The 22,407-nt window shown below is 60.4% G+C and carries 20 protein-coding genes; 12 read left to right on the forward strand and 8 right to left on the reverse strand.

Translation table 11 applies throughout. The features are described 5' to 3' along the window. Nucleotides 1-156: 156 nt before the first annotated feature. The gene (hmpA, locus tag KVG87_RS15645) at nt 157-1,338 is read right to left on the reverse strand and encodes an NO-inducible flavohemoprotein (RefSeq protein WP_217851454.1); all 1,182 of its coding nucleotides are present in this window, start codon (nt 1,336-1,338) and stop codon (nt 157-159) included. A 163-nt stretch (nt 1,339-1,501) separates the two neighbouring features. Here hmpA and norR point away from each other — a divergent pair, with 163 nt between their 5' ends. The 5 genes from norR to KVG87_RS15670 all read left to right on the forward strand — a co-directional run bounded on the left by norR (nt 1,502) and on the right by KVG87_RS15670 (nt 5,983). Beyond that, on the forward strand, nt 1,502-3,061 hold the full coding sequence (gene norR, locus KVG87_RS15650) for a nitric oxide reductase transcriptional regulator NorR (RefSeq protein WP_217851455.1): 1,560 nt from the start codon (nt 1,502-1,504) through the stop codon (nt 3,059-3,061). Nucleotides 3,062-3,290: 229 nt separating this feature from the next. Continuing rightward, on the forward strand, nt 3,291-4,193 hold the full coding sequence (locus tag KVG87_RS15655) for a chemotaxis protein CheV (RefSeq protein WP_016773296.1): 903 nt from the start codon (nt 3,291-3,293) through the stop codon (nt 4,191-4,193). 3 nt (nt 4,194-4,196) lie between these two features. Further along, nucleotides 4,197-4,679, forward strand: coding sequence for a GNAT family N-acetyltransferase (locus KVG87_RS15660; protein ID WP_217851456.1), 483 nt, complete (start codon nt 4,197-4,199; stop codon nt 4,677-4,679). A 144-nt stretch (nt 4,680-4,823) separates the two neighbouring features. Further along, nucleotides 4,824-5,150, forward strand: coding sequence for a hypothetical protein (locus tag KVG87_RS15665; protein WP_217851457.1), 327 nt, complete (start codon nt 4,824-4,826; stop codon nt 5,148-5,150). 83 nt (nt 5,151-5,233) lie between these two features. Next, nucleotides 5,234-5,983, forward strand: a complete 750-nt coding sequence (locus KVG87_RS15670; RefSeq protein WP_217851458.1) for a YkgJ family cysteine cluster protein — start codon at nt 5,234-5,236, stop codon at nt 5,981-5,983. A gap of 134 nt (nt 5,984-6,117) precedes the next feature. Here KVG87_RS15670 and KVG87_RS15675 read toward each other — a convergent pair whose 3' ends face one another. From KVG87_RS15675 to KVG87_RS15685, 3 genes are all read right to left on the reverse strand, one after another. Next, nucleotides 6,118-6,357 (reverse strand): hypothetical protein, encoded by a 240-nt coding sequence (locus KVG87_RS15675; RefSeq protein WP_064364310.1) that lies wholly within the window; start codon nt 6,355-6,357, stop codon nt 6,118-6,120. Nucleotides 6,358-6,496: 139 nt separating this feature from the next. Next, nucleotides 6,497-6,916, reverse strand: a complete 420-nt coding sequence (locus KVG87_RS15680) for a hypothetical protein (protein WP_122611828.1) — start codon at nt 6,914-6,916, stop codon at nt 6,497-6,499. Further along, the gene (locus KVG87_RS15685) at nt 6,879-7,508 is read right to left on the reverse strand and encodes a nucleotidyltransferase domain-containing protein (RefSeq protein WP_217851459.1); all 630 of its coding nucleotides are present in this window, start codon (nt 7,506-7,508) and stop codon (nt 6,879-6,881) included. Before KVG87_RS15685 ends, KVG87_RS15680 begins: the two co-directional genes overlap by 38 nt. Nucleotides 7,509-7,699: 191 nt before the next feature. On the opposite strand from KVG87_RS15685, the gene KVG87_RS15690 reads away from it, so the two are divergent. The 7 genes from KVG87_RS15690 to KVG87_RS15720 all read left to right on the forward strand — a co-directional run bounded on the left by KVG87_RS15690 (nt 7,700) and on the right by KVG87_RS15720 (nt 17,735). Further along, a complete protein-coding gene (locus KVG87_RS15690) occupies nt 7,700-8,860 on the forward strand; it encodes an efflux RND transporter periplasmic adaptor subunit (protein WP_217851461.1) in 1,161 nt (386 codons plus the stop codon). After that, on the forward strand, nt 8,857-11,970 hold the full coding sequence (locus tag KVG87_RS15695) for a multidrug efflux RND transporter permease subunit (RefSeq protein WP_217851463.1): 3,114 nt from the start codon (nt 8,857-8,859) through the stop codon (nt 11,968-11,970). The genes KVG87_RS15690 and KVG87_RS15695 overlap by 4 nt, the downstream gene beginning before the upstream one ends. A gap of 7 nt (nt 11,971-11,977) precedes the next feature. Beyond that, nucleotides 11,978-12,655, forward strand: a complete 678-nt coding sequence (locus KVG87_RS15700; protein ID WP_110603080.1) for a heavy metal response regulator transcription factor — start codon at nt 11,978-11,980, stop codon at nt 12,653-12,655. Continuing rightward, on the forward strand, nt 12,645-14,009 hold the full coding sequence (locus KVG87_RS15705; RefSeq protein ID WP_217851465.1) for a heavy metal sensor histidine kinase: 1,365 nt from the start codon (nt 12,645-12,647) through the stop codon (nt 14,007-14,009). The genes KVG87_RS15700 and KVG87_RS15705 overlap by 11 nt, the downstream gene beginning before the upstream one ends. Before the next feature lie 299 nt (nt 14,010-14,308). Continuing rightward, nucleotides 14,309-14,530 carry a hypothetical protein gene (locus tag KVG87_RS15710; RefSeq protein WP_016773285.1) on the forward strand — a complete coding sequence of 74 codons (222 nt, stop codon included), beginning with the start codon at nt 14,309-14,311 and terminating at the stop codon, nt 14,528-14,530. A 194-nt stretch (nt 14,531-14,724) separates the two neighbouring features. Beyond that, nucleotides 14,725-16,041 (forward strand): OprD family porin, encoded by a 1,317-nt coding sequence (locus KVG87_RS15715; protein WP_217851467.1) that lies wholly within the window; start codon nt 14,725-14,727, stop codon nt 16,039-16,041. Between the two features lie 185 nt (nt 16,042-16,226). After that, nucleotides 16,227-17,735 (forward strand): sensor domain-containing diguanylate cyclase, encoded by a 1,509-nt coding sequence (locus tag KVG87_RS15720; RefSeq protein ID WP_217851469.1) that lies wholly within the window; start codon nt 16,227-16,229, stop codon nt 17,733-17,735. 203 nt (nt 17,736-17,938) lie between these two features. Here the strand turns inward: KVG87_RS15720 and lpxC are convergent, their stop codons facing one another. The 4 genes from lpxC to KVG87_RS15740 all read right to left on the reverse strand — a co-directional run bounded on the left by lpxC (nt 17,939) and on the right by KVG87_RS15740 (nt 22,404). Continuing rightward, the gene (gene lpxC, locus KVG87_RS15725) at nt 17,939-18,850 is read right to left on the reverse strand and encodes a UDP-3-O-acyl-N-acetylglucosamine deacetylase (RefSeq protein ID WP_007916984.1); all 912 of its coding nucleotides are present in this window, start codon (nt 18,848-18,850) and stop codon (nt 17,939-17,941) included. A gap of 112 nt (nt 18,851-18,962) precedes the next feature. Further along, nucleotides 18,963-20,159: a cell division protein FtsZ gene (gene ftsZ, locus KVG87_RS15730; protein ID WP_016773283.1), complete on the reverse strand. Its 1,197-nt coding sequence runs from the start codon at nt 20,157-20,159 to the stop codon at nt 18,963-18,965. Between the two features lie 103 nt (nt 20,160-20,262). Continuing rightward, nucleotides 20,263-21,522 (reverse strand): cell division protein FtsA, encoded by a 1,260-nt coding sequence (gene ftsA / locus KVG87_RS15735; protein ID WP_016773282.1) that lies wholly within the window; start codon nt 21,520-21,522, stop codon nt 20,263-20,265. A 15-nt stretch (nt 21,523-21,537) separates the two neighbouring features. Beyond that, nucleotides 21,538-22,404 (reverse strand): cell division protein FtsQ/DivIB, encoded by an 867-nt coding sequence (locus KVG87_RS15740; RefSeq protein WP_073473459.1) that lies wholly within the window; start codon nt 22,402-22,404, stop codon nt 21,538-21,540. Nucleotides 22,405-22,407 lie beyond the last annotated feature (3 nt).

Here is a 22,407-nt window from a genome sequence, read left to right on the forward strand (position 1 = left end):
GGCAATAAACGATAGAGCGGTTAAGGAATGATTAACCAACATGGCTTCGCGGCGCGCAGAAGATTCGCGAGCAGGCTCGCTCCCACAATGGATCTGCGTCGAACGCAAATCCGGTGGGAGCGAGCCTGCTCGCGAACGAGACAACTCGGTTTCACATCACTCCAGAGCAGCAGCCGGGCCGAAGAACTCGTAACGGCTCTGCTTCTCCGGCACGCCCAACGCTTTCAGGTGCCGTTTGATCGCGCCCATGAACCCTTTAGGCCCGAGGAAGTACGCATCGACATCACGCTGCGCCGGCAGCCACTGGCCGAGCAGTTCTTCGCTGAGCAGGCCGACCTTGTCCGCCGCCGGGCTGACCCCATCTTCTTCGGCGTAGCAATAGAAGCGTTTGAGCTGCGGATGACGCGCCGCCAGCGCATCGACCCAGTCACGGAATGCGTGGACGCTGCCATTGCGCGCGCAGTGGATAAAGTGCACCGGACGTTCGGTGGCCAGCGCTGCTTCCAGCATAGCCAGAGTCGGCGTGATGCCGACGCCGCCGCTGATCAGCACCAGCGGCTTGTCACTGGCCGCCAGGGTGAATTCGCCCGACGGCGGGAACAGTTGAATGCTCGAGCCGACGTGCAGTTGATCATGCAGATAGTTGGACGCGCGGCCATTCGGTTCACGCTTGACGCTGATGCGGTACTGGCCGTTATTGGCCAGTGCCGACAGCGAATAGTTGCGACGGATTTCTTCGCCGTCGAGGATCAGCTTCATGCCGATGTACTGACCCGGTTCGGCCGCAAGAATCGGCCCTTTGTCCGCCGGTTCGAAGTAGAACGAGGTGATTTCCGCGCTCTCCTGCACCTTCGCTGCGACGATGAATTCCCGCGCACCGCGCCAGCCGCCGACGGCTTGTTCCTTCTGGTCATAGATCGCGGTTTCGGCGCCGATCAGGATGTCGGCCAGTTGCCCGTACGCAGCCCCCCAGGCACTCATCACCTCAGGCGTGGCGATCTCTTCGCCGAGCACTTCGGAGATGGCGCGCAGCAGGCAGGTGCCGACGATCGGGTAGTGCTCTGGCAGAATCTGCAGGGCGACGTGCTTGTTGATGATCTTGGCTACCAGATCACCCAACTGATCGAGCTGATCGATGTGCCTGGCGTACATCAGCACGCCGTTGGCCAAGGCACGCGGCTGATCGCCACTGGCCTGATGCGCCTGGTTGAACAGCGGGCGCACCTCCGGGTATTCGGAGAGCATCATGCGGTAGAAATGCGTGATCAACGCCTCGCCGCCGCTTTCCAGCAGAGGCACAGTGGATTTGATGATGGCACGATCCTGGACGCTAAGCATAAGGTGACTCCTGCGCTTTCTTGAAAGATTGGCTTAGGGATATCAGCTTTCGTGCCAACAATTTAATCCATTAAATTCAACGGCTTGAGACATGAGTAGTCATTTCGACACAAATGAACGTATAGTCATCGCGACTACACCTTGTCTATTTGACTACATACCCATGACCGCCAAATCCTTGCTTACCGCCCTGCTGCCTCTGGTCGCCGACCTCTCCCGCGAACTGCCCGAAGGTGAGCGCTACCGGCGTTTGCTCGAGGCCATGCGCGCCTTGTTGCCCTGCGATGCCGCCGCGTTGTTGCGTCTGGATGGCGAATCATTGGTGCCGCTGGCGGTGGATGGCTTGAGTACCGACACCCTCGGCCGGCGCTTCAAGGTCAGCGAGCATCCGCGTTTTGAAATCCTGCTGGCCGGCGCCGGGCCGACACGCTTCGCCGCCGACAGCGACTTGCCCGATCCTTACGACGGTTTGGTTGATGGCCTCGACGATCATCTTGAAGTTCACGACTGCCTCGGCTGTCCTTTATTCGTCGATGAAAAACTCTGGGGCCTGATCACCCTCGACGCGCTGGACCCCGAGCGTTTCGAGCCGATCGAACTCGACGCCCTGCAAGCCTTCGCCAGCCTCGCCTCGGCCACGGTCAACGCCGCCGAACGCATCGAACGTCTGGCCACCCGCGCCGAAGACGAGCATCAGCGCGCCGAGGTCTATCGTCAGGCCAGCGGTCAGCAGCACCGCGAAATGATCGGCCAGAGCAAAGCGCACAAACGCTTGGTGGAAGAAATCAATCTGGTCGGCGGCAGTGATCTGACCGTTCTGATCACCGGCGAAACCGGCGTTGGCAAAGAACTGGTCGCCCAAGCCATCCACGCTGCCTCCGCGCGCGCCGACAAACCGATCATCAGCCTCAATTGCGCCGCCCTCCCCGACACGCTGGTGGAAAGCGAACTGTTCGGCCACGTGCGCGGCGCCTTCACCGGCGCCACCAGCGACCGTCGTGGCAAGTTCGAACTGGCCAATGGCGGCACGCTGTTTCTTGATGAAGTCGGCGAGCTGTCGCTGACAGTCCAGGCCAAGTTGCTGCGCGTGCTGCAGAGCGGTCAGTTGCAGCGCCTGGGTTCGGACAAGGAGCATCAGGTCGATGTGCGTCTGATTGCCGCGACCAATCGCGATCTGGCCGAGGAAGTGCGCAGCGGTCGCTACCGCGCCGACTTCTATCACCGTTTGAGCGTGTATCCGCTGCGAGTGCCGGCGCTACGCGATCGTGGGCGTGATGTATTGTTGCTCAGTGGTTTCTTTCTCGAGCAGAACCGCTCGCGCATGGGCCTCAATAGCCTGCGTTTGAACAGTGATGCTCAGGAAGCGCTGCTCGCCTATACCTGGCCGGGCAATGTCCGAGAGCTGGAGCATTTGATCGGGCGCAGTGCGCTGAAGGCGCTGGGTAACTGCAAAGTGCGGCCGAAGATTCTGAGTCTGAGCGCGGCGGATCTGGATTTGCCCCGAGAGGTTGTGGATAACGTGGTTGCGCCTGCCAGTGCCGACTTGGCCAATGTGATGCCGATGATCACCGGGGATTTGCGCAACGCCACCGATGAGTTTCAGCGGCGGTTCATCGGTGCAGCGCTGGAGCGTCACCAGGATAACTGGGCAAGTGCGGCCCGGGAGTTGGGGGTGGATCGGGCGAATCTTGGGCGGATGGCCAAGCGTTTGGGCATGAAATAACCGCGCCATGTAGCTTGCTTGATGACCTGTGGTGAGGGGATTTATCCCCGTTGGACTGCGCAGCGGGCCCGTCTTTTGCGGCCGCTACGCGACCCAACGGGGATAAATCCCCTCGCCACAGATGTTTTTTGTCCAGCCGACAACTGAGCTAAAGCCCCACCTTCTGACGCCGATAACACGGCATCAAAGGTTTCTGGCGATTCCCACTCTCGCCCCACAGAAGGTTCTTATGTCCTCCACCAAAGCCCGCGCAGATTCACTTTCGCTTCTGCTGTTTACCTTGCGCAGCGGCAAGCTGATGGCGATCAACCTGCTGAAAGTCAGTGAAATCATCCCCTGCCCGCCGCTGACCAAGCTGCCGGAGTCGCACCCGCACGTCAAAGGCATCGCCTCCCTGCGCGGTGCATCCTTGTCGGTGATCGACCTCAGCCGCGCGATCGGCGAGCGGCCTCTGGAAGATCCCAACGGTGGCTGCCTGATCGTCACCGATGTCAGCCGTTCCAAGCAGGGTCTGCATGTGCAGGCGGTGAGCAAGATCGTCCATTGCCTGACCACCGACATCAAGCCACCACCGTTCGGCTCCGGCGGCTCGCGCGCCTACATCACCGGCGTGACCTCGGTGGACGGTACGCTGGTACAGGTGCTGGACATCGAAAAAGTCATCCACAGCATCGCCCCGGCGCAGATCGAAATGGCGCCGACCGACCTGACCATGGAAGACGCCGAAGTGCTCGGCAACGCGCGCATTCTGGTCGTCGATGACAGCCAAGTGGCCCTGCAGCAATCGGTGCACACCCTGCGCAACCTCGGCCTGCAATGCCACACCGCGCGCAGTGCCAAGGAAGCCATCGACTGCCTGCTCGACCTGCAAGGCACCGCGCAGCAGATCAACCTGATCGTCTCCGACATCGAAATGTCGGAAATGGACGGCTACGCCTTCACCCGTACCCTGCGCGAGACCCCGGACTTTGCTCACCTGTACGTGCTGCTGCACACCTCCCTCGACAGCGCGATGAACAGTGAAAAGGCCCGACTGGCCGGTGCCAACGCGGTGTTGACCAAGTTTTCCTCGCCGGAACTGACCCAACGTCTGATCGAAGCCGCCAAGCACGTCGCGGCCAACGGGCACTGAGTCTTGGCCGAGACGTTTTGCTTCTTGCTGCGCCGCGACTTGAGTGGGGTTCTGCCGGATGCGCAGTGGCCAGACGGGATTGAGCTGTCCGTCTACCGCGAGGAACTGGCGCCGGCGGTGCATCAGTTGATGCAGCTCGGACAGCTGGAAGGTGGCGGTCGAGTGCCGTCACTGCACGACTGGCGTCAGCGCTTCGCCAGCGACCCTGAATACGATCCAGCATTGTGTTTCGTGGCCTGCGATGCCGAGGGCGTGGTGGGCGTGGCGCAGTGCTGGACCAGTGCGTATATCAAGAATCTGGTGGTGCACCCGCGAATGCAGGGCCGGGGGCTTGGACGCGCGTTGTTGTTGCATGCCTTCAGCGTCTTTCAACAGCGCCGCGAGGGGTTTGTCGATTTGAGGGTTCTGGAGGACAACCTGCGGGCGCAGCGGTTGTATGAGAGTGTCGGGATGTTTGTGGTTCGGCGCGAGCTTGTGCCCGACTGATCTACCGCTTTCGCGAGCAGGCTCGCTCCCACAGATGGATTGCATTTCAGACTGTGGGAGCGAGCCTGCTCGCGAAGGGCAGCACTGGCAACTTCCGCTATCCGACAGACTCCAACCTTGGCCATAACCAAGGATGCCCCAACCATGAAAGCCATCACCCTGGCCCTGCTCAGCCTCACCGCCCTCGCCTCCCAGGCCCACGCCTCCAGCCCCGACGCCTGGGCTGCCTATGACAAGACCGTACTCGCCAGCTGCACCAAGGCCAGTGGCCTGAAAAACGTCAAACCGGTCGGCACACCTGCGCAATTCGATGACCGCGTCGGTTACACCGCTGTCCTGCTGCAAGGCCAATACCCGCAAAAACACATGAAAGGCCAGCAAGGCAGCGAGCTGTGTCTGTACAACAAACAGTCGAAAACCGCGTTCGTCACCGAGTGGGATTCGATTCGTCCGGTCACGAAAACCCACTGAGTGGCGCAGTCCTTGCTTCGATCCGGTTCTGTGCGATGGTTTTCTGCCGTCGTTTCACACCCTGATTGAAGACAGATCGCTCAATGAATACGACGTTTTCCTGCGTAGGTTGCGGCAAATGCTGCACTGACCACCATGTCCCGCTGACGCTGGCCGAAGCCCGCATGTGGGCGGCGGATGGCGGTCAGGTGATCGTGCTGGTCGAGGCGTTTCTCGGCAATGGCCTGGGCCTGCCAGCGCAGCAGCGCGAACATGCCGAGCGCCGTTCGGCGGTGGTCCGCAGTGGCACTACTGATGCTCACGTGGCGATCACCTTTGCCGCCTACAACGTCGGCCCCTGCCGGAATCTTGACGAAGACAAGCGCTGCCGGATCTACGAGCGCCGCCCGCTGGTCTGCCGGATTTACCCGGCGGAAATCAATCCGCACATCCCGCTCAATCCAGCTGCCAAGGATTGCCCGCCAGAGTCCTGGGAGCAGGGGCCGGAGTTGATTGTGGGAGGCGAGTTGGTTGATCGGGCACTGGTTGAGCTGATCCAGCGTTCGCGTCAGGCGGACCGGGACGACATCAAACTCAAGGATGCGATCTGCGCTGCATTGGGGATTCGCACCACGGCCCTAAAGGGTGACGGGTTCACCGCGTACTTGCCGAACATGGAGGCGTTTGCTGCAGTGATCGACCAAGTGAGCGCGCAACCGCTGGCGGCGCGAACCAGCGAATGGCTGTTTCATTTGTCTGGCGATGACGTGGCTGGACAGGTACAGGCTGCGGGTGGGCAAGTAGTGACCGAGCCGGCGCAGACTTATGCGTTTATTTCATTGCGCGCGGCTTGATCTGATATTTGTGCTGTAGCGGATGTCGCTTTCGCGAGCAGGCTCGCTCCCACAGGGTTGGGTTCTACACAAATCCAATGTGGGAGCGAGCCTGCTCGCGAAGAGGCCAGCACAAGCACCATCACTTTCCGATGTCAGCGCTTGCCCATCGACCGACGCGTGCCCGGTGGCGCCATGCCCGGGGTTTTGGTGTGGCCATTCTTCGCGCCATTCTTGTACCACGGCTGATTCGAGCCTTTCGCCGAAGCCAGCTCGCCCGGTTTGAACGGGAACTTGAACGCCGGGATCTCGGCCTTGGTTTCGCTGGCATCTGCCACGTCAGCCGGGACGTCGCTCACAGCGTCGTCAACCGGCGGTTGGGTCGGGGAAGTCATAAAAGCTCCGGGAACAAAAAGTCGGCCCGATCAGTGAGCCGCAAAGGCGCGCAGTATACCTGTGCGCTCTGGCTCGGCATCTGAAGATTTGCGCGATGCGCTGAATGGCTGCCTGGCACTGACACTGCGTGATGATATTTCAGTTCATGCGTTGTTGAACGTCACCCAACAATTGCGACGTGCTCTCCAGCAATTGCTCAAGAAGCGCGTCATCTTCATCCATATAGCCTTCATATTCGGCGAGATTGCGCCGCTCGTGGCATAGCGCAAACAATCGCACCTGAACCTTACTGCTTTGCGTGGTATGGATCAGGCACTGGAATACCAGATAGCGCTTGTCCGATCGATAGCCACTCAAGCGAAGAGCCGTCAGCGCCAGCGCGTGAGCGGCGTTGTAGGCCAAATCGAACCGGCTGGAAAACGACAGTGTGCAAGTGTGCGCATCCTTGAGCCTGTCCAAAGCCGAGCGCATCAGACCTTCACACTCCTTGCGGTCAGGTGGCTCCGCTTTCAGTACACCGCTACGTAGAAGATTCTCCAGACTCTCGTTGCTGCCCATCCTTGGACTCCAAAGGGTTTGCCCCTGACAGATCGATTTTTTCCTGCTGCATCACCCGCATGACAAAACTGTTCTGTGCCGCCAGCTTCCTGGCCCAGTCTTGCGGGGTGTATAGCGTCGGGTTGATGGGACGCCCCAATTGCTCCTCCAACGGCATGAGTCGCTCCATCAACTCACTGTAGTTCAGGCCTTCGCCAATCAGCATGAGATCTATGTCACTGAGTGTGTTCGCCGAGTTTTTGGCGATGGAGCCATACACGAACGCCCACGTGATCTGTTCGGCAAACGGTTCTAATGCCTGACGAAGAGGCTCGGCAAAACCGAATGTCTTGCGCGTGATGCCCAGAAGCTCCGCGTAGATAGGACATGCGGGATTGGCCTGGTAATGGGTCTGGTTACCCACTCGTGTCATGCTGAGGATCCCGGCTCGTTGCAATCGATCAAGCTCACGCATCAGGCCGCCTTTGCCAACCTGTGCCCAGCGCACAATTTCGTTGGCGTAGAACGTCCGGTCAGGCTTGCCGAACAACAATCCCAACACTTTTTGCTGGGTGGCGGTGAACAGGGCTTCGCTTAAAGAAAGGTTTTCCACTGGCGCAAACCGAAGAGTCCCAAAAAAGGAACGATAGGTCCCTTTTAGGGACTTATCAAGTCAACGGTAATCGCAGCCAGTGCAATTAACGTCGGAAACTGACAATCCTGACAGCCAGCCGTCACCCTGCCGACCGCCTGACCGGTTTATAACTGGTCAATCTGCCCAAACTCCAGACTTCGGCGCCGCGCATGTCCATCCAGAAAAACAAAATCCTGCTGGCCACTTTTCTGATTCTGCTGGCAGCCGCCGGCCTGTGGTTCGCGCTAAAGCCAGCGCCGACCAAACTGGCCAGTCCGACCGCCATCCCGGTGCGGGTGGTGACGGTCAGCGCCAAAGACGTGCCGCGTTACACCAGCGGCATCGGCTCGGTGCTTTCGCTGCACAGCGTGGTGGTGCGTCCGCAGATCGACGGCATTCTGACGAAAATTCTGGTCAAGGAAGGCCAACTGGTCAAAGCAGGCGACCTGCTCGCCACCATCGACGACCGCTCGATCCGCGCCAGCCTCGACCAGGCCCGAGCGCAGTTGGGCGAGAGCCAGGCGCAGTTGCAGGTCGCGCTGGTCAATCTCAAGCGCTACAAATTGCTCAGCGTCGACGACGGCGTGTCGAAGCAGACCTTCGACCAGCAGCAAGCGCTGGTCAACCAGCTCAAAGCCACGGCACAAGGCAATCAGGCCTCGATCGATGCGGCGCAGGTGCAGCTGTCCTACACGCAGATTCGCTCGCCGGTCACCGGGCGCGTCGGTATTCGTACCGTCGATGAAGGCAACTTCCTGCGCATGACCGACACCCAGGGCCTGTTCACCGTCACGCAGATCGACCCGATCGCCGTCGAGTTCTCCCTGCCGCAGCAGATGCTGCCGACCCTGCAGAGCCTGATCAGCGATCCGCAACGCGCACCGGTCAAGGCTTACATCGGCGCCGGCACCGATGGCGAAACCGGCAATCTGCTCGGCGAAGGTCAGCTGACCCTGATCGACAACCAGATCAACGCCAACACCGGCACCATCCGCGCCAAGGCCGAGTTCGCCAATGCCAGCCAGAAGCTCTGGCCGGGTTTGCTGGTGACGGTAAAAATTCAGACCGCTGTGGATAAAGATGCGCTGGTGGTTCCGCCCACCGTCGTACAGCGTGGCCTCGAACAACACTTTGTTTACCGCGTGAAGGACGACAAGGTCGAGGCAGTGCCGGTACAGATGATTTATCAGGGCAGCGGTCAGGACATCATCAAAGGCGTCAACACCGGTGACGTACTGGTGACCGACGGCCAGTCGCGGCTCAAGCCCGGGGCGAGCGTGCAAGTCATGAGTGAGCCGCCGCAAGTGGTGCAGGCGGAGCCCAAGCCATGAACTCGCACAAGGGCATCTCGACCTGGTGCATCGATCACCCGGTAGCGACGATTTTGCTGACGTTCGCTTTGGTACTGGTCGGCGTAATTGCCTTCCCGCGTTTGCCGATTGCGCCACTGCCGGAAGCGGAGTTTCCTACGATCCAGGTCTCGGCACAGTTGCCCGGCGCCAGCCCCGACACCATGGCTTCCTCGGTGGCGACGCCGCTGGAGGTGCAATTTAGCGCCATCCCCGGCATGACCCAGATGACCTCGAGCAGCGCGCTGGGCTCAACTCTGCTGACCTTACAGTTCACCCTCGACAAAAGCATCGACACCGCCGCCCAGGAAGTACAGGCGGCGATCAATACCGCCGCCGGCAAGTTGCCCAAAGACATGCCGACGCTGCCAACATGGAAGAAGGTCAACCCGGCCGACAGCCCGGTGTTGATTCTCAGCGTCAGCTCGACGCAAATGCCCGGCACCGAACTCAGCGACCTGGTGGAAACCCTGCTCTCGCGTCAGATCAGTCAGATCGACGGCGTCGGCCAGATCAACATCACCGGTCAGCAACGCCCGGCGATTCGCGTACAAGCTTCGGCGGACAAACTCGCGGCCATCGGCCTGACGCTGGCCGACATTCGGCTGGCGATCCAGCAGACCAGCCTTAATCTGGCCAAAGGTGCGCTGTACGGCGAATCGAGCATCTCGACGCTGTCGACCAACGACCAGTTGTTCCACCCTGAGGACTACAGCGAGCTCATCGTTTCCTACAAGGATGGCGCCCCGGTTCACCTGCGCGATGTCGCCAAAGTCGTCAACGGTGCGGAAGATGCCTACGTGCAGGCCTGGGCCGGTGATCGCCCGGGTGTGAATCTGGTGATTTTCCGCCAGCCCGGCGCCAACATCGTTGAAACCGTCGACCGCATTCAGGCCGCCCTGCCCGGCCTCGAAGCGATGCTGCCGGCCTCGGTGCAAGTGAAAACCCTGATCGACCGCACGCAGACCATTCGCGCCTCGCTGCATGAAGTCGAGATCACTTTGCTGATCGCGATCCTGCTGGTGGTCGCGGTGATGGCGCTGTTCCTGCGGCAGTTGTCGGCGACGCTGATTGTCTCGGCGGTGCTCGGTGTCTCGCTGATCGCCAGTTTCGCCCTGATGTACGTGCTCGGCTTCAGTCTGAACAACCTGACGTTGGTGGCGATCGTCGTCGCGGTCGGCTTCGTCGTGGACGATGCGATCGTGGTGGTGGAAAACATTCATCGCCATCTCGAGGCCGGTGACGATATGCGCGAGGCGGCGATCAAGGGAGCCGGCGAGATTGGCTTCACCGTCGTTTCGATCAGTTTCTCGCTGGTGGCGGCATTCATTCCGCTGCTGTTCATGGGCGGTGTGGTCGGGCGCCTTTTCAAGGAATTCGCCCTGACCGCGACTTCGACCATCATGATTTCCGTGGTGGTCTCGCTGACACTGGCGCCAACCCTTGCTGCGCTGTACATGCGCAAACCGGTGCATCACGCCAGCGCCAAACCGGGTTTCAGCGAGCGCTTGCTCGGCTGGTACGAAAAAGGCCTGCGCCGCGCCCTCGACCACCAGAAACTGATGATTGGTGTGTTCGGTTTATCGTTGGCGCTGGCTGTTGCCGGTTACATTTTCATTCCCAAGGGGTTCTTCCCGGTGCAGGACACCGGTTTTGTCCTCGGCACCACCGAAGCCGCTGCGGATATCTCCTACGGCGACATGGTGAAAAAACACTTGGCGATGGCCGAAATCGTTGCAGCCGATCCGGCGGTGCAGGCGTTTTCGCACTCGGTCGGGGTTTCCGGCAGCAACCAGACCATCGCCAACGGGCGCTTCTGGATCGCCCTGAAAAAACGTGGCGATCGCGATGTCAGCGCCAGCCAGTTCATTGATCGCATCCGCCCGCAACTGATGAAAGTCCCCGGCATCGTTCTGTATTTGCGCGCAGGGCAAGACATCAACCTCAGCTCCGGCCCCAGCCGTGCGCAGTACCAATACGTACTCAAGAGCAATGACGGCGCGACCCTCGCCACCTGGACCCAGCGCCTGACCGAGAAACTGCGCAGCAACCCGGCGTTTCGCGACATTTCCAACGATCTGCAACTGGGCGGCAGCATCACCCATATCAGCATCGACCGCAGCGCCGCCGCGCGTTTCGGCCTGACCGCCAGCGATGTCGACGAGGCGCTGTACGATGCGTTCGGCCAACGGCAGATCAATGAATTCCAGACCCAGGTCAACCAGTACAACGTGATTCTCGAGCTGGACACCAAACAGCGCGGCAAGGCCGAAAGCCTCAACTATTTCTATCTGCGCTCGCCGCTCAGTGGGGAAATGGTGCCGCTGTCGGCGCTGGCCCGATTTGACGCGCCAACCATCGGCCCGCTGTCGATTGCCCATGACGGCATGTTTCCCGCCGCCAATATGTCATTCAACCTCGCCCCCGGCGTGGCATTGGGCGATGCGGTGATTCAGCTCAATCAGGCCAAGGCCGAGATCGGCATGCCCGCTGCGATCAGCGGCAATTTCCAGGGTGCGGCGCAGGCCTTCCAGAGTTCGCTGGCCAGCCAGCCGTGGCTGATTCTGGCGGCGCTGGTGGCGGTGTACATCATTCTCGGCGTGCTTTATGAAAGCTTCGTGCATCCACTGACGATCATTTCGACCCTGCCGGCGGCAGGCCTCGGCGCGGTGATCATGCTGTGGATCTGCGGCCAGGACTTTTCGATCATGGCGTTGATCGGGCTGGTGCTGCTGATCGGTATCGTCAAGAAGAACGGCATCCTGATGATCGACTTCGCGCTTGAAGCGCAGCGCCAGCGCGGCCTGGCGCCGCAGGAAGCGATTTTCGAGGCGTGCATCACGCGATTCCGGCCGATCATCATGACCACCCTCGCCGCCCTGCTCGGTGCGTTGCCGCTGATGCTCGGTTACGGCACCGGCGCCGAACTGCGCCAGCCGTTGGGCATTGCCGTGGTCGGTGGTTTGCTGGTCAGCCAGATGCTGACGCTGTTCACCACGCCGGTCATATACTTATGGCTCGAGCGGCTGTTTCACCGGCACTCACACCCACCAGCCCCAACGCCCGCAACGGCACTGGCGACCACAGACTGAGGCGGTCATGCGCGTCCTGATTATCGAAGACGAAGAAAAAACCGCGGACTATCTGCACCGTGGCCTGAGCGAACAGGGCTACACCGTCGACCTTGCCCGCGACGGCGTCGAAGGCCTGCATCTGGCGCTGGAATGCGACTACGCAGTTATCGTGCTCGACGTCATGCTGCCGGGGCTCGATGGCTTCGGCGTACTGCGCGCATTGCGTGCGCGCAAGCAGACCCCGGTGATCATGCTCACCGCCCGCGAGCGCGTCGAAGACCGCATCAAAGGCCTGCGCGACGGCGCCGACGATTACCTCGGCAAACCGTTTTCCTTTCTCGAACTGGTCGCCCGGCTGCAAGCGCTGACCCGACGCAGCGGCGGCCACGAACCGGTACAAGTGACCATCGCCGACCTGTGGATCGACCTGATCAGCCGCAAGGCCACCCGCGCCGGCACACGCTTGGATCTGACCGCTAAAGAATTCTCGCTGTTGAGCGTGTTGGCCCGTCGGCAAGGTGAAATCCTTTCGAAGACCGCAATCGCGGAAATGGTCTGGGACATCAATTTCGACAGTGACGCCAACGTCGTCGAAGTCGCGATCAAACGCCTGCGCGCCAAGCTCGACGGGCCGTTCAACGAAAAACTGCTGCACACGATCCGCGGCATGGGTTATGTGCTGGAGAGCCGTGGTGTCCAGTAATTCGATTGCCCTGCGCCTGAGCGGGATGTTCACGCTGGTGGCGCTGCTGGTGTTTCTGTTGATCGGCGGCGCGCTGTATCAGCAGGTCGACAAGGGCTTGGGATTGTTGCCCGAAGCCGAGCTGGATGCGCGGTACAGCGTGCTCGAATCCACCGTCGGCCGTTACGGCACGCCGGAGCATTGGGTGAAGATCAACAACAAGCTCAAGCTGCTCGGCGAAGAAGACAAGCGCATCAGCTTCTGGATCAGCAGCGGTGATCCGCGCTACGAATACGGCAACCTTACCCCGCAGATTCGTGCCGCCATCAATGGCCCGTTGGGCATGCATGATCTGCAACTGCCCGATCAACCCTACCCGCTGAAAGTGCTGGTCAGTCAGTTCCCCGCCAAGGATCAGCGCCCGCCGTTGCGTTTCATGATCGGCATCGACACCGAGACGCTGCATCAGACCCAGCATCACTTGCTCATCGCCCTGATCAGTCTGGCGATTGTCGGGGTGCTGCTGGCCTCTGCATTGGGCTATTGGGTCGCAAGAATCGGTCTGAAGCCGTTGATCAAACTATCGCAGGAAGCCCAGCGTCTGGCACCACCGCTGCGCGCCGGGCGCTTGCGTCTGTCGCCGCTGCCGCCGGAACTGGAGCAGTTTGTCGAATCGTTCAACTCAACTCTGGAACGGGTCGAACTGGCCTATTCACGGCTGGAATCGTTCAACGCCGACGTCGCCCATGAACTGCGTTCGCCGCTGACCAACCTGATCGGCCAGACCCAGGTCGCACTGACCCGTGGGCGCTCCGCCGAACACTATTTCGAAGTGCTGCAATCCAATCTCGAAGAGCTGGAGCGACTGCGCTCGATCATCAACGACATGCTGTTTCTGGCCAGCGCCGATCAGGGCAACAAGGCGACCAAACTGACCTCGACGTCACTGGCTGATGAGGTCGCGACGACGCTGGACTATCTGGATTTCATTCTTGAAGACGCGCAGGTTGAAGTGCAGGTCAGCGGCGATGCGCAGGTGCAGATCGAGGTCGCGCACCTGCGCCGGGCGCTGATCAATTTGCTGAGCAACGCGGTGCAGCACACCGAACCGGGTCAAGTGATCGAAGTGCGCATCGAAGTTGAAGAACATCAGGTGAGCATTGGCGTGGCCAATCCCGGGACGCCGATTGCCAGCGAGCATCTGCCGAGGTTGTTCGAGCGGTTTTATCGGGTTGATGCCTCGCGTAGCAACAGCGGCAACAACCACGGCCTGGGGCTGGCGATCGTCAAGGCGATTGCGCTGATGCATGGCGGGGATGTGTTTGTGCGCAGTGATCGGGGCATGAACACCTTTGGCATCAACCTCCCGGTCTGAATGCTGAGCCAAGCCCTGTGGCGAGGGGATTTATCCCCGCTCGGCTGCGCAGCAGTCGCAAATCCTGTGCACAAGGTCCAAGAATCTTTGAGGCTGGAATTCTTGGGGCCGCTTCGCAGCCCAACGGGGATAAATCCCCTCGCCACAGGCCACCATTACGCACAGACTGGGTCGTTCCCCGTGCCGATCTTTGCTTTTGCTGTAACAGTCATTTATGAAAATCGCGCTGTTTCCCAACCCCCGGCAACCTTATCTTTGCCCGCACCAAACAGCACTCGCCAAGCGAGAAGGTTTTCAAGATGTCCAACAGTATGGGTATTGCCAGCGCATTCGTTTTGTCCTCATTGATCCTGTCGCCGATGGCGATGGCTGAAGAATCGCAAGCGTTCGTGGCGCACAACGTCGCTCGCGCGCAGGCATTCGATCAGCATCAGGCCGAAGTGATGGCCAAGGCTCAAGACGCGACGCAATCCCCGCAGGCCGCTACTTCCCAGGCTCAAGCGCTCGAGAAAGACAGCTGAGTCGCACCGCGAAAGGTTTCCCTCGACGCGGTTGTTTGGCTCTTCCCGTTCAACCGTCGTCACTCCAGGCCGCTGCCATTCAGCGGCCTTTTTTCATTGTGGTCTGAAAGCCGTCTGGCGCGTCTGAAAAAACAAGAAACATCAAGCCGCTCAAGAACCAGAGCGGCCCGCTGACCCAAGGAGCTCCACCGCACGTGTTTTACCCTGCCCGCCTCACCCCGCTGTTCATTGCAATTGCCGCAACGATTGCCCCCGCTGTCCACGCCGATGAGTCTGCCCAACAAGGCTTCGTCGCAGGCTCGAGCCTCAACCTCAACGCCCGCAACTACTACATGAATCGCAACCGCTTGCAGAAGGCGGACGACAATATCGAGTGGGGCCAGGGGTTTCTCGGGGTGTTCCAGTCCGGCTACACCGAAGGCACGGTCGGCTTCGGCGTCGATGCTCACGCCATGCTCGGCCTGAAACTCGACGGCGGAGGCGGGACCGACGGTTCGAGCATCCTGCCGATCAGCGATGGCAACGGCAAAGCGCCGAGCTCGTTCTCCACCGCAGGCGGGACGTTGAAGATGCGCGCCTTCGAGACCGAGCTGAAGGCCGGTGACCTGTTCCTCACCAACCCGGTCATCGCCGGCGGCGACACGCGGATGCTGCCGCAGACGTTTCGTGGCATCAGCCTGAGTAACCGCAGCTTCGACGGCTGGCTGATCGAAGGTGGCCAGGCCAGTTTCACCAATCCCTATAACCAGAGCGGTCATACGCGAATTGGTACGTCGTACGGCACCCTCGCCGCCGGTGACGAAAGCCGCCACCTGAACTGGGCCGGTGTGGCCTGGAGCGGCATTGAAGGCCTGACGAGCAGCCTTTACGCGTCCGAGCTCAAGGACATCTGGAACCAGTACTACTACGATCTCGACTACACATGGCAACTGAACGATCTGGTCAGCCTCAACCCGGGCCTGCACTTCTATCACACGCAAGACACCGGTGATGCGCTGCTCGGCAACATCGACAACAACACCTGGAGCGCGCATTTCACCGTTGGCATCGGCAGCCACAGCGTCACTGCCGCCTATCAGCGGGTCAACGGCAACACGCCGTTCGACTACATCAGCCAGGGCGACAGCGTTTATCTGGACAACTCGCAGCAGTATTCGGACTTCAACGGCCCGAACGAACGCTCGTGGAAGCTCAAGTACGCCTATGACTTCACCGGTGTCGGCATGCCCGGCCTGACTTCGGCGCTGTCCTACTCGCGCGGCACGGTGGACCTGACCAAAGCCGACCCGGACAGCACAGGCTATTCCAGCTGGTACAGCGCCGATGGCCGCAACGCCAAGCATTGGGAACGCGACATCGATTTGCAGTACGTCGTACAAAGCGGCCAGGCCAAGGATCTCGCGGTGCGCCTGCAATGGGCCACCAACCGGGGCGGCAACGGCTACGGCGCGATTGATTCGGATACAGATGAATACCGCGTGATCATCGACTACCCGGTCAACGTCTTCTAAGATCGGCGCTGCGCTTTTCAGACCCTGTGATTTCCCCTGTGGGAGCGAGCCTGCTCGCGAAAGCTGATTGTCAGTCAACATCTGTGTTGAATGACACACCGCTTTCGCGAGCAGGCTCGCTCCCACAGGTTCGTCCGGCGTCAGCCCAACTAAGCTTATGAAACCACTTCAACCGGCTCCCCATCATGATCACCAGCCGCACGCCTTCCATCACAGGCCTTACCGGTCGCCCCGAGCGCCTGCTGATCCTTGGCAGCCTGCTGACCGTGATTGCGATGGTGTGCATCGTCACCTTCCTGCTGATCCGCGAGTACGCCAGTGCGCAGGAAGTCGCCACGCGCCGCGCCACGACCATTGCGCAATTGATCGACGCCGATGTGCTGCGCACCGTCGAGCTGTACGACCTGACGCTGCAAGGCCTGATCGCCGCCGCCCAGCGTGACGACCTGCAGAACGTCTCGCCGCAGATCCGTCATCTGGCGCTGTTTGATCGCTCTGCCACCGCGCGCTTCAAGGGCGACATCCTCCTGCTCGACAAGCATGGCGAGGTGATCGCCGACTCCTCGCGCATCGAAGCGAAACCGGGCAATTTCGCCGATCGCGATTATTTTCTCGCCCACGCATTCAACCGCGACATCGGCATGTTCATCAGCCGCCCGTTCAAGACCCGCTGCGATTGCGAAGAGGCTGATCAGTGGCGCATCAGCTTCAGCCGGCGCATTTCCTCGCAGACCGGCGAATTCCTCGGCGTTGCCGTCGCTTCGTTGAAACTCGACTACTTCGACGACCTGTTCAAGAGCCTCGACATCGGCACCGACAGCACGTTGAACATCATCAACAGCGATGGCGTGCTGCTCGCGCAGAAGCCGTATCTGCAAAGCGATTCGGTCGGCAAGAGTTTCGGCAACCGGCCCAACGTCGTGCGGATTCTCAACGATCGCGATGGCAGCGGCAGTTTCACCAGTACCTCGAGCATGGATAAACAACGCCGGCTCTATACCTACTCGCGGGTGGGCAATCTGCCGTTGACCGTGATGGTGGCGCTGTCCAGCGAGGAGGTGTTCGGCACCTGGCGGCGCACGGCGATTCTGATCAGCGGCGCCACCGGCGTGTTGTGCCTGGGGCTGTTGTGGCTGACCTGGCTGCTCGCTCGGGAACTGCGTTTGCGCCATCGCGCCGAACGCGAACTGGCGCAACTGGCTGCCACCGATGACCTGACCGGCGTGGCCAACCGGCGCATGCTCGATCAGACCCTGCGCCACGAATGGTTCCGCGCGCAACGCTCGGGCCAGCCGCTGTCGGTGATGATGATCGATGCCGACCACTTCAAGGCCTTCAATGATCGCCATGGCCATCAGGCCGGGGATCAAGTCTTGCGTGAACTGGCCAAGGTAATCACCGCGAACGTGCGGCGTCCGGCGGATCTGGTCGCGCGGTATGGCGGTGAAGAATTTTCGGTGATTCTCGCCGAGACCGACAGCGCCGGGGCGCAGCAGATCGCCGAGCAGATTCGCCAGGCTGTGGAAAACTTGCCCTGGGTCGAAGGCGCTGAGCGGGCGATGACCGTGAGTATCGGCATTGCCACATGGACATCGGCAAGCGAGATGACACTGGAGCAGTTGTTGTTTGCAGCGGACAAGGCGTTGTATCAGGCCAAGGAAGGGGGCCGCAATCGGGTGGTGGTATCAACCTGAAGTCTTGCAATGGTGGTAATGGCCCCATCGCTGGCAAGCCAGCTCCCACAAGGATTTGAGGTGCGCTGCAAATTTTTGTCTCACCCGTAAACCTGTGGGAGCTGGCTTGCCAGCGATGAGGCCGGTGCAGACAAAGCAAAAATCACAGGTATAAAAAAAGGCCATCCGAGGATGGCCTTCAAAAAACTAGAGAGGTTTTTTACTTACACCGCCGCAACCGGGCGCATGTAAGAGATTGGTGCGGTGCTGGCGTCTTCGAACGTCACCACTTCCCACGCATCTGTCTGCTCAATCAATTTGCGCAGCAGCTGGTTGTTCAGTGCATGACCGGACTTGAAGCCTTTGAACTCACCAATCAGGCTGTTGCCCAGCAGGTACAGGTCGCCAATCGCGTCGAGGATCTTGTGTTTGACGAATTCGTCTTCATAACGAAGACCGTCTTCGTTCAACACGCCATCAGCGTCGACCACGATCGCGTTTTCCACGCTGCCGCCGAGTGCGAGGTTGTGCTTGCGCAGGTACTCGATATCACTCATGAAGCCAAAGGTACGGGCGCGGCTGACTTCTTTTACGAACGAAGTGCTGGAAAAATCCACGCTTGCACTCTGGGTGCGGTCCCGGAATACCGGGTGATCGAAATCGATCTCGAAGCTCACCTTGAAGCCTTCGAAAGGGACGAAAGTGGCGCGCTTGTCGCCATCTTCCACTGTCACTTCACGCAGGATGCGGATGAATTTCTTGGCGGCGTCCTGTTCTTCCAGGCCTGCCGATTGAATCAGGAATACGAAGGGTCCAGCGCTGCCATCCATGATCGGGACTTCGGACGCGGAGAGCTCGACGTAGGCGTTATCGATGCCCAGGCCAGCCATGGCCGAGAGCAAGTGCTCTACCGTGTCCACTTTGACGTCGCCATTGATCAGCGTCGTCGACATAGTGGTTTCACCGACGTTTTCCGCGCGGGCAGGAATCTGCACCACAGGGTCGAGGTCAGCGCGACAAAACACAATGCCAGTGTCGACAGGCGCAGGCTTGAGGGTCAGATAGACCTTCTCACCGGAGTGCAGGCCTACACCTGTGGCACGGATAATATTTTTCAGTGTGCGTTGTTTAATCATGGCTTGGGCCGCTTCAGCGCAAATTGCGAACTGGTATCAACAAAGGCTGGCGATGATAGCAGACCATGCCTTTGCTGAACACCAATCACCTTCATAGCCCTGATACATTCCATCAATCGGCCTGACGACGCAGGAATGCCGGAATGTCCAGGTAATCCAGGTCATCCTGCGGATTCATCTTCGCGGCAGCCGCAGCACCGGCCTGAGCCTGGTTGCGCATGACGGTCGGACGGTCCAGATCACGGTAGTTCACCGCTGGCTGCTCCTGACGGGCCGGAGCCGGTTGTTGCACCTGCGCCGAGGCCATGGAGGTGTGAACGGTGTTGTCGATGACCTTCACAGGCTTCTCGATTTTCGCGCCCAGACCGGTGGCAACCACGGTTACGTGCAGCTCGTCGCGCATGTCCGGATCGATAACGGTACCGACCTTGACCATCGCGTGCTCGGAAGCAAAGGCTTCGATGATCGAACCAACGTCGGAGTACTCACCCAGAGACAGGTCAGGACCGGCGGTGATGTTCACCAGAATACCGCGCGCGCCTTGCAGGTTGACGTCTTCCAGCAACGGGTTGCGGATTGCCGCTTCGGTGGCTTCACGTGCACGGTTCGGACCGCTGGCGCAGCCAGTGCCCATCATCGCCATGCCCATTTCGCTCATCACGGTGCGCACGTCGGCGAAGTCGACGTTGATCATGCCCGGACGCTTGATGATGTCGGAGATACCGCGAACGGCACCGGCCAGTACATCGTCAGCCTTGGCGAAAGCCGACAAGAGGCTTGCGTCTTTGCCGAGGATGGTCAGCAGTTTTTCGTTCGGAATGGTGATCAGCGAGTCGACGCTTTCGGAAAGCATGCGAATGCCTTCGTCGGCGATCTGCATACGCTTGCGGCCTTCGAACGGGAACGGACGGGTCACGACCGCAACGGTCAGGATGCCCATTTCCTTGGCCACTTCGGCGATGATCGGCGCTGCACCGGTACCGGTACCGCCGCCCATGCCGGTGGTGATGAACACCATGTTGGTGCCGGCCAGCACTTCAGCGATGCGCTCGCGGTCTTCCAGAGCGGCTTGACGGCCGACTTCAGGATTGGCGCCGGCACCCAGGCCCTTGGTCACGCCAGTGCCCAGTTGCAGGATGGTCCGCGCGCCGATGTTTTTCAGCGCTTGAGCATCGGTGTTGGCGCAGATGAACTCAACGCCTTCGATGTTGCTCTTGACCATGTGATTGACAGCGTTGCCGCCGCCACCGCCGACACCGATAACTTTGATTACCGGGCTTGCGGGGATGTTGTCTACGAGTTCGAACATTTTCCCTCTCCTTACATTCTCTAGTTTTTTCGCCTACTGCTGTTTGTTGCGGTGTATCTACTGCAGTTGCTTGCCGCTTGAAGCTTGTCGCTCCAGGCTGCTTTTAAAAATTGCCCTGAACCCACTTTTTCAGTCGGTCCAGCAGCGGCGCCTGAGGCTCTTCGCTGCTGTAGCTGTCGCGGCTGCCGATGCCGGAGAACGAAACTCCGTCGGACTGCTTCTGCAGGCCGTACATCAACAAGCCGACGCCAGTGGAATAAATCGGGTTGCGCACCACGTCATCCAGACCTTTCACGCCATGTGGCACACCGAGGCGCACCGGCATGTGAAAGATTTCTTCGGCCAGTTCAGTGGCGCCTTCCATTTTCGAAGTACCACCGGTGAGCACGATGCCCGCCGGGATCAGGTCTTCGTAGCCGCTGCGACGCAGCTCGGCCTGGATCAGGGTGAACAGTTCGTCGTAACGCGGCTCGACCACTTCGGCCAGGGCCTGACGCGACAGCTCACGCGGTGGACGGTCGCCGACGCTCGGCACCTTGATGGTTTCACCGGCACCGGCCAGTTTGGCCAGGGCGCAGGCGTAACGGATCTTGATCTCTTCGGCGTACTGGGTCGGAGTGCGCAACGCCATGGCGATGTCGTTGGTCACTTGATCACCGGCAATCGGGATCACCGCGGTGTGACGGATCGCGCCTTCGGTGAAGATCGCGATGTCGGTGGTGCCGCCGCCGATGTCGACCAGGCACACGCCCAGTTCTTTCTCGTCGTCGGTCAGCACCGAGTAGGCCGAGGCCAGTTGCTCGAGAATGATGTCGTCGATTTCCAGACCGCAGCGACGCACGCATTTTTCAATGTTCTGAGCAGCGTTGACGGCGCAGGTAACCACGTGAACCTTGGCTTCCAGACGCACGCCGGACATGCCCAATGGCTCACGCACGCCTTCCTGGTTATCGATCACGTAATCCTGCGGCAGGGTGTGCAGCACGCGCTGGTCAGCCGGGATCGCTACGGCCTGAGCGGCGTCGAGCACACGCTCAAGGTCAGCCGAGCTGACTTCGCGATCACGGATCGCAACGATGCCGTGGGAATTCAGGCTGCGGATGTGATTGCCAGCCACGCCGACGAACGCCGAGTGAATGCGGCAGCCGGCCATCAGTTGGGCTTCTTCGATCGCGCGCTGGATCGACTGCACGGTGGATTCGATGTTGACCACCACGCCCTTCTTCAGGCCGCGGGACGGATGCGTGCCGATCCCGACGATTTCCAGCTGGCCGTCGTCCGCGACCTCGCCTACCAGAGCCACCACTTTGGAGGTGCCGATATCCAGACCGACGATCATTTTGCCGCTTTGCACGTTTGCCATGGGTCCTGCCTCTTCTTAATTCTTTGCGACAGCGGGTTGGGCTGTCGTCGGCGCTACGGGTTCCCGCCAGCCAACAGCGAGGCCGTTGGCGTAGCGCAGATCGATGCGCGCAATGTTCGTAATCTGCTCTTTCAGCGTCTTGTCATAGATGGCGATGAAGCGGCGCATCTTTTCCACCAGGTTGCCGCGTCCCAGCAGCAACTCGATGCCGGGGCCGGAACTGCCGGCACCGGTGGTCAGGAACCAGCTGCCGCGTTCACGCAATTCCAGGCGTGCGATCGAAAAACCCAGCGGCCGCAGCATCTGGCTCAGCACCTGATACTGCTGCATCACCTGCTGCTGAGCCCGTTGTGGGCCGAACAGCTGCGGCAGGTGTTCATAATTCGCCAGTTCCTTGGGCGTGAACGCCTGGCCCTGGTTGTTGAGCAACGACTCGTCGCCCCAACGCGCCACCGGCAATTGCTCTTCGAGGCGGATCACTACCTGATCCGGCCACACCCGACGCACTTCGGCGTGGGCGATCCAGGGCATCTGCTCGAGCTCGGTACGCATACCGGCGAGGTCGATGGTGAAGAAACTCGACGCCACGAACGGCGCGATCCGCTGCTGCACCGCCTGCTGGCTGATGTAGCTGAGGTCGCCCTGCACCGCGATCTTGCTGATCGGCCGGTCGGCGTACGGCAGCAAACGCTGCGCGCCTTCGTACGTACCAAAGCCCAGCGCCACCAGCAGCACCGGCCAGAACAGGCTTTTCAGAAAGCCGAAATTGGCTTTCGGCAGGCGCGCGGACATCGGCTCTTTCGCCACCATTCGGCTGGCACCCCGCGGCACCGGCTTGCGGCCGGGTGCGGGTGGCTGATGTCTGAGATGAGCGCCTTGCATGGT

The organism is Pseudomonas siliginis (assembly GCF_019145195.1).
GTDB lineage: Bacteria > Pseudomonadota > Gammaproteobacteria > Pseudomonadales > Pseudomonadaceae > Aquipseudomonas > Aquipseudomonas siliginis.

What these genes read in the sequence shown, in the direction of transcription:
- KVG87_RS15690 (WP_217851461.1), top strand. Translation starts at nt 7,700, where the DNA reads ATGTCCATCCAGAAAAACAAAATCCTGCTGGCCACTTTTCTGATTCTG.
- KVG87_RS15740 (WP_073473459.1), bottom strand. Translation starts at nt 22,404, where the DNA reads ATGCAAGGCGCTCATCTCAGACATCAGCCACCCGCACCCGGCCGCAAG.
- lpxC (WP_007916984.1), bottom strand. Translation starts at nt 18,850, where the DNA reads ATGATTAAACAACGCACACTGAAAAATATTATCCGTGCCACAGGTGTA.
- hmpA (WP_217851454.1), bottom strand. Translation starts at nt 1,338, where the DNA reads ATGCTTAGCGTCCAGGATCGTGCCATCATCAAATCCACTGTGCCTCTG.
- KVG87_RS15720 (WP_217851469.1), top strand. Translation starts at nt 16,227, where the DNA reads ATGATCACCAGCCGCACGCCTTCCATCACAGGCCTTACCGGTCGCCCC.
- KVG87_RS15710 (WP_016773285.1), top strand. Translation starts at nt 14,309, where the DNA reads ATGTCCAACAGTATGGGTATTGCCAGCGCATTCGTTTTGTCCTCATTG.
- KVG87_RS15675 (WP_064364310.1), bottom strand. Translation starts at nt 6,357, where the DNA reads ATGACTTCCCCGACCCAACCGCCGGTTGACGACGCTGTGAGCGACGTC.
- ftsZ (WP_016773283.1), bottom strand. Translation starts at nt 20,159, where the DNA reads ATGTTCGAACTCGTAGACAACATCCCCGCAAGCCCGGTAATCAAAGTT.
- KVG87_RS15655 (WP_016773296.1), top strand. Translation starts at nt 3,291, where the DNA reads ATGTCCTCCACCAAAGCCCGCGCAGATTCACTTTCGCTTCTGCTGTTT.
- KVG87_RS15700 (WP_110603080.1), top strand. Translation starts at nt 11,978, where the DNA reads ATGCGCGTCCTGATTATCGAAGACGAAGAAAAAACCGCGGACTATCTG.
- ftsA (WP_016773282.1), bottom strand. Translation starts at nt 21,522, where the DNA reads ATGGCAAACGTGCAAAGCGGCAAAATGATCGTCGGTCTGGATATCGGC.
- KVG87_RS15670 (WP_217851458.1), top strand. Translation starts at nt 5,234, where the DNA reads ATGAATACGACGTTTTCCTGCGTAGGTTGCGGCAAATGCTGCACTGAC.
- KVG87_RS15695 (WP_217851463.1), top strand. Translation starts at nt 8,857, where the DNA reads ATGAACTCGCACAAGGGCATCTCGACCTGGTGCATCGATCACCCGGTA.
- KVG87_RS15665 (WP_217851457.1), top strand. Translation starts at nt 4,824, where the DNA reads ATGAAAGCCATCACCCTGGCCCTGCTCAGCCTCACCGCCCTCGCCTCC.
- KVG87_RS15680 (WP_122611828.1), bottom strand. Translation starts at nt 6,916, where the DNA reads ATGGGCAGCAACGAGAGTCTGGAGAATCTTCTACGTAGCGGTGTACTG.
- norR (WP_217851455.1), top strand. Translation starts at nt 1,502, where the DNA reads ATGACCGCCAAATCCTTGCTTACCGCCCTGCTGCCTCTGGTCGCCGAC.